Consider the following 4,471-nt stretch of genomic DNA (forward strand, 5'->3'; position numbering starts at 1 on the left):
GCTTATGCGAAACCACTCTTAATTATTTTAATAAAATCAAAATCTTATAAATTTTACATAACCCCAAAAAACACCAAAAAGCCGACTTAGAAACAAGTCGGCTGCTTTTTAAGCAAGTTTGTCATATTCTGCCAATAAAATCGGTTAAAAAATACTCAAAATTGCGGTTTTTCCTGATTTCTAAAGGCTCTCTTTTCTGAAATTATCCCCATTTCCTGCGGACAATTCTTGGGATAATTTGAGGATATTTCCTTGTACGTTCTGGCGTACAGTCATTCAGGAAATCTACCAATAGGCAGATCTCTCTCGATTTCATATCATGGCTTCATTGAGAACAGGATGTTCCAAATAAAAATAATAAGATCAGCGACAGGACGCGAGGGATGACAGGAGTTGACCCTAGTACCAAATACGAAAAACCCCGACAGGATGTCGGGGTTTTTTTATTGCCTAGAGTTTTAAATCAGGCTTGGATGCGCATCTAGAATACGAATCAAGGTTGCTGCTGGCCCTGTTGGATAGCGTCTGCCTTGTTCCCAGTTTTGAAGTGTACGAGGGCTAATATGCAAACGTGCAGCAAATTCGGTTTGGCTTAAACCTGTTTTTTCTCGAACTTCTTTAATATCAGGAAGAGTTAGCTCAGTCACTCGACTTGCTTGAACTTCATTACGTTTAATAGCTCCTGCTTCTTTGATCGAAGCAACGAGGTCATCAAATAAGTTATTATCCATGAAATTGCTCCTTCACAAGTTGACGTAGGATAGCGGTCTCTTTATCAGTTAGGTTTTCTTTAACAGATTTAGGGTAAGCCAGTAGCATAAAGATCTGATCATCTTCAGTGATCCAGTAATAGATCACACGTATGCCACCACTTTTTCCTTTACTGCCTTGAGCACAACGTACTTTACGAATTCCACCACCATTTTTTATGAGATCTCCTTTATCTGGCTGAACTAAAAGTTCCTGTTGGAGCTCTCTGTATTCATCATCGGAGACAAGCTCTTTGATTTGCTTGGTGAAAATACTAGTTTCAATAAATAGCATAGATAAAGTACGTCAATGGCGTATTAACATTATACTAAGTATCTGAAAAAAAACTAGATCCTATAGTAAGTGATCTATAAGAGATTAAGATTTTCATAAAAGATTAACGTCAAATAAAAATTAGGTGGCACATAAAACTTGATGTAAGAATAGGTTGATGTCCTAAAATTAATTGGGCAATATTGTCTTATAACTTTTATTTTATTGAGCAAAAGATGCTATTTAAAGACCTCTACGAGGCGAAACTTTACAACTTAATAGAGCCCAATGAAGAAACAATTATTGATCTAGATCAACAAGTTACGCTACTTACTGGGTATAATGGTAGCGGTAAAAGTACAGTTTTAAATACACTACATTACGTTTTTTCTTCATTTCTAGATAATGAATATTTAATCCCTAGACGTGATTGGTGTACATCATTTAAATTTAAAGGAAAAGATGAAGATTCCCAAATGGATCATTTTCATTTTATTTGTCCTGAAGAATTTAAAAATGATATTCCTGATACACACCATAAAGAAGAAATTCTCTGTGACATTCATTCTTCAATAAAAGATAGATTTGAAGATGTTAAATACTGTTTTGATGAACATGCTATTAACATGAAGTTATCTAGAAATAAAATTAATAAAAGAGACTCATTTTTTCAATCATTTTTCATTTTATATAATAGTGAATTTACAGATTTTGATTCTAGTAATGCTATTCTATTTAGTGATGAGATAATTTTACATGCAAAAAAAAATAATAAAGATTTAGATGAAAATGATAGTTTAGATATTTTTTCAGCAAAGAAAAATATTGATAAAAGTTTATATAAATTACTACTTGAATTTTCTGTAGACGCTAAAGTTGAAAAAAATCTTACATCTATTTATGATGATTTAATAAAATCATTAAATGAAACAAAGAAAAAACTAGATTCTTTTAAGATTGATTTAAAAACCGAAAATAAAATTGAAGCTAGTGATGATCAATTAGAAAAAATAATACAATGGAATGATATCAGTCATAATATTAAAAGCAACAACTCAAAACTTTATGATAGACCAATTAATAATTTCATGTCTATTCTAAATTCTTTTTTCAAAGAAACAAAAAGAGAGTTTTTTATTGATGACAATGGTTTTTTAGTGTTAAGAAAAAAAATAAATAGAGGTTTTGGAAATAAGTCACTAGATATCCGTTGGTATGACCTATCAAAAGGAGAGAAAAATTTACTAACATTATTATTATTAGCATTTTCTAATAAAGATAAAGATACTATTTTTCTTTTAGATGAACCTGACCTATCAATGCATATAGGTTGGCAAAAGAAGTTAATTAAAACTTTAATTAATTTAGCACCTAATTCAAAGTTTATTATAGCTACTCATTCTCCAGCGATGATAACTAATATTCCAAATCAAAAAATTCTTAATTTGAACAAAATTTAATGGGTTATCATGACTAATACAAATTTAGAGCTCAATGAGGCAACTATTGGGTTTGAATTAAGTGATGAATATTTTTCTAATGAAAAATATTTTAGTCACCAAGAGGTTGAAACTGTTAAAGTTTGGGTGGAATCAGAGAACGATAAAAATTTATGGATTTCTGTTTTACCTAACTCTGAAAAATGGTGTTTTGATGTTACTACTACAGAGCTTTTCAATCACGATCAAAAAATGGCAACAGGTTGTGACCGAATTAAAAGGCTTATAGAGATCGGTCAAATTAAACTAGGTAAAAATTCTATTGCTTGCATTGATAGTGATTTTTCTAGAGGCATAAGTTATTTATTAATGAATGATTCAGTAATTGAGAATGATTTTTGGTATACAACGATTGTTCATTCAAAAGAAAATATTATTTATAGTATTGAAAATATTAAAATATCGCTATCTAAATGTTTGAAAATTCATTTTCCTAGAATTTCAACATTTGTAGAGGATCTTGTAACAAAGATATCAAGACTACTATTTAAACCATTTCTTCTAAATTTAATTTGTTACGAAGAAGGAATTATTGATAAAAAAAATTTTGACAATAATATTTCTGAAATTTCAAAAACATTAAAGAACATCCATATGATATCCAATAATGATTCTAACTTTAAGGATATTAATGCTTTCTTTGATCATATTTTAAGCAACAAAATCTGGGAAAAAATTACTGAAGACTTGAATTGTTTTTTTTCTAATATATTGGGTGATGATAATGATTTATATTTAAGATTAGATAAAACCATTAATCATTTAAAAGAAAATAATATATATGATGATAATATTTATTTATTCTTTAGAGGACATGACATTGAAGAAATATTTTGCTCAATTTTTCAAAAAATTATTGATGTTAAGAAGAGGGGAGAATATTTTGATGTTGAAGAGTCTGCAAGAAAAATTGGGGAAGATTTAAAAATTACAAAAAAAAGAAAAGAGCAAATAAGTAATAGTTTTTTTAAGTTTAAATCTACTATTAATTTATTCCCTTTAAATGACTTTGAAAAAATAGTTTTTTTTAATAAAACTTATTATCGACTACAAAATGAATATGTTTAAAAAAAGCCCCTAGAGGGCTTTTTTTAAACATATATGAATTTAGTCAAAATTTTACGATTATGTAAAGATTTTAATTGTCTAGAAGCGATATATACTCCATTTTTTTTATTGATATATATAATTTTTTTCATTTTTTCTCTCTTTAAATTAGTTTTTTCAATACATACCATATTTCTAACATGAGTTTCAATATTTATATATTCTTTTATAGAGGTATTACAAAATTAATATAATTTGCCTTATACAAAACTAGAAACTCTTACCCTGTAAAGCTTTCATAGCTCTCCACTTCATCATTAACACCGCATCTTCCTCCTCAAAGGTCGACTCTCCAGAAGCAATCCGTTCAATCATCGCATCAACATCCGCTTGACTGGCATCAATGACATGCTGCTCAAACTCATGCTCCACAATCCCCTGCGTTGCCTTAAAAGCAGCTCGAATTCGCTCTGCATCTACGTTCTTTTTCATACTTGGCCACGCTGCTCTGATTTATAACTTGGATGATCTTTCAGATAGGCAATAAAACTGTCTAAACATTTGCTATCCAGTCTCGATTCTTCAGGACGATCCACATGCTGCAATAGGTTCTGACCTAAAAAAAACTGCTCAAACTGTGCCTTAAAATACTCTGGAATATCAGACACCAAAACATAGCTATCATCTGATTTCAGTTGATGCCGTGGGATCTGAATCAACTCCAGTAAATGTTTCTTCCACAATAGACTGGCGCGAAGCTGATCATTCACTGGATGATGGGGATCATGTGCAGCAGCACGTTGATCGTCAAATAAACCCTCAAGAATTTGTTTTCCAGTCTTCATACGACCTCCAAAAGCTTTATTTAAAACCTCACAATATCCCTAGAACCATGATGGCGT

At 30.3% G+C, this 4,471-nt stretch carries 6 protein-coding genes; 2 read left to right on the forward strand and 4 right to left on the reverse strand.

Annotated elements, in window-relative coordinates; genetic code table 11:
* Positions 1–458 precede the first annotated feature (458 nt).
* Positions 459–731, reverse strand: a complete 273-nt coding sequence (nadS, locus tag C502_RS0117730) for a NadS family protein (protein ID WP_000369783.1) — start codon at positions 729–731, stop codon at positions 459–461.
* Positions 724–1,044: a type II toxin-antitoxin system RelE/ParE family toxin gene (locus C502_RS0117735; RefSeq protein ID WP_000897308.1), complete on the reverse strand. Its 321-nt coding sequence runs from the start codon at positions 1,042–1,044 to the stop codon at positions 724–726. The genes nadS and C502_RS0117735 overlap by 8 nt, the downstream gene beginning before the upstream one ends.
* Positions 1,045–1,259: 215 nt before the next feature.
* Between C502_RS0117735 and C502_RS0117740 the strand changes: the two genes are divergently transcribed.
* Entirely contained in the window at positions 1,260–2,483 is a 1,224-nt protein-coding gene (locus C502_RS0117740) for an AAA family ATPase (RefSeq protein ID WP_018680099.1), read from the forward strand.
* A gap of 9 nt (positions 2,484–2,492) precedes the next feature.
* Positions 2,493–3,590 (forward strand): hypothetical protein, encoded by a 1,098-nt coding sequence (locus C502_RS0117745; RefSeq protein ID WP_018680100.1) that lies wholly within the window; start codon positions 2,493–2,495, stop codon positions 3,588–3,590.
* Positions 3,591–3,839: 249 nt separating this feature from the next.
* On the opposite strand, the gene C502_RS0117750 is transcribed toward C502_RS0117745, so the two are convergent.
* Positions 3,840–4,061, reverse strand: a complete 222-nt coding sequence (locus C502_RS0117750; protein ID WP_018680101.1) for a hypothetical protein — start codon at positions 4,059–4,061, stop codon at positions 3,840–3,842.
* A complete protein-coding gene (locus tag C502_RS0117755) occupies positions 4,058–4,414 on the reverse strand; it encodes a hypothetical protein (protein ID WP_018680102.1) in 357 nt (118 codons plus the stop codon). The genes C502_RS0117750 and C502_RS0117755 overlap by 4 nt, the downstream gene beginning before the upstream one ends.
* Positions 4,415–4,471 lie beyond the last annotated feature (57 nt).

This window comes from Acinetobacter tjernbergiae DSM 14971 = CIP 107465, assembly GCF_000374425.1.
In the GTDB taxonomy this organism is placed as follows: Bacteria; Pseudomonadota; Gammaproteobacteria; order Pseudomonadales; family Moraxellaceae; genus Acinetobacter; species Acinetobacter tjernbergiae.

Bases quoted from the DNA above. Each gene is read 5' to 3' on its own strand.
- nadS (WP_000369783.1), bottom strand. From the start codon at position 731: ATGGATAATAACTTATTTGATGACCTCGTTGCTTCGATCAAAGAAGCA.
- C502_RS0117735 (WP_000897308.1), bottom strand. From the start codon at position 1,044: ATGCTATTTATTGAAACTAGTATTTTCACCAAGCAAATCAAAGAGCTT.
- C502_RS0117740 (WP_018680099.1), top strand. From the start codon at position 1,260: ATGCTATTTAAAGACCTCTACGAGGCGAAACTTTACAACTTAATAGAG.
- C502_RS0117745 (WP_018680100.1), top strand. From the start codon at position 2,493: ATGACTAATACAAATTTAGAGCTCAATGAGGCAACTATTGGGTTTGAA.
- C502_RS0117750 (WP_018680101.1), bottom strand. From the start codon at position 4,061: ATGAAAAAGAACGTAGATGCAGAGCGAATTCGAGCTGCTTTTAAGGCA.
- C502_RS0117755 (WP_018680102.1), bottom strand. From the start codon at position 4,414: ATGAAGACTGGAAAACAAATTCTTGAGGGTTTATTTGACGATCAACGT.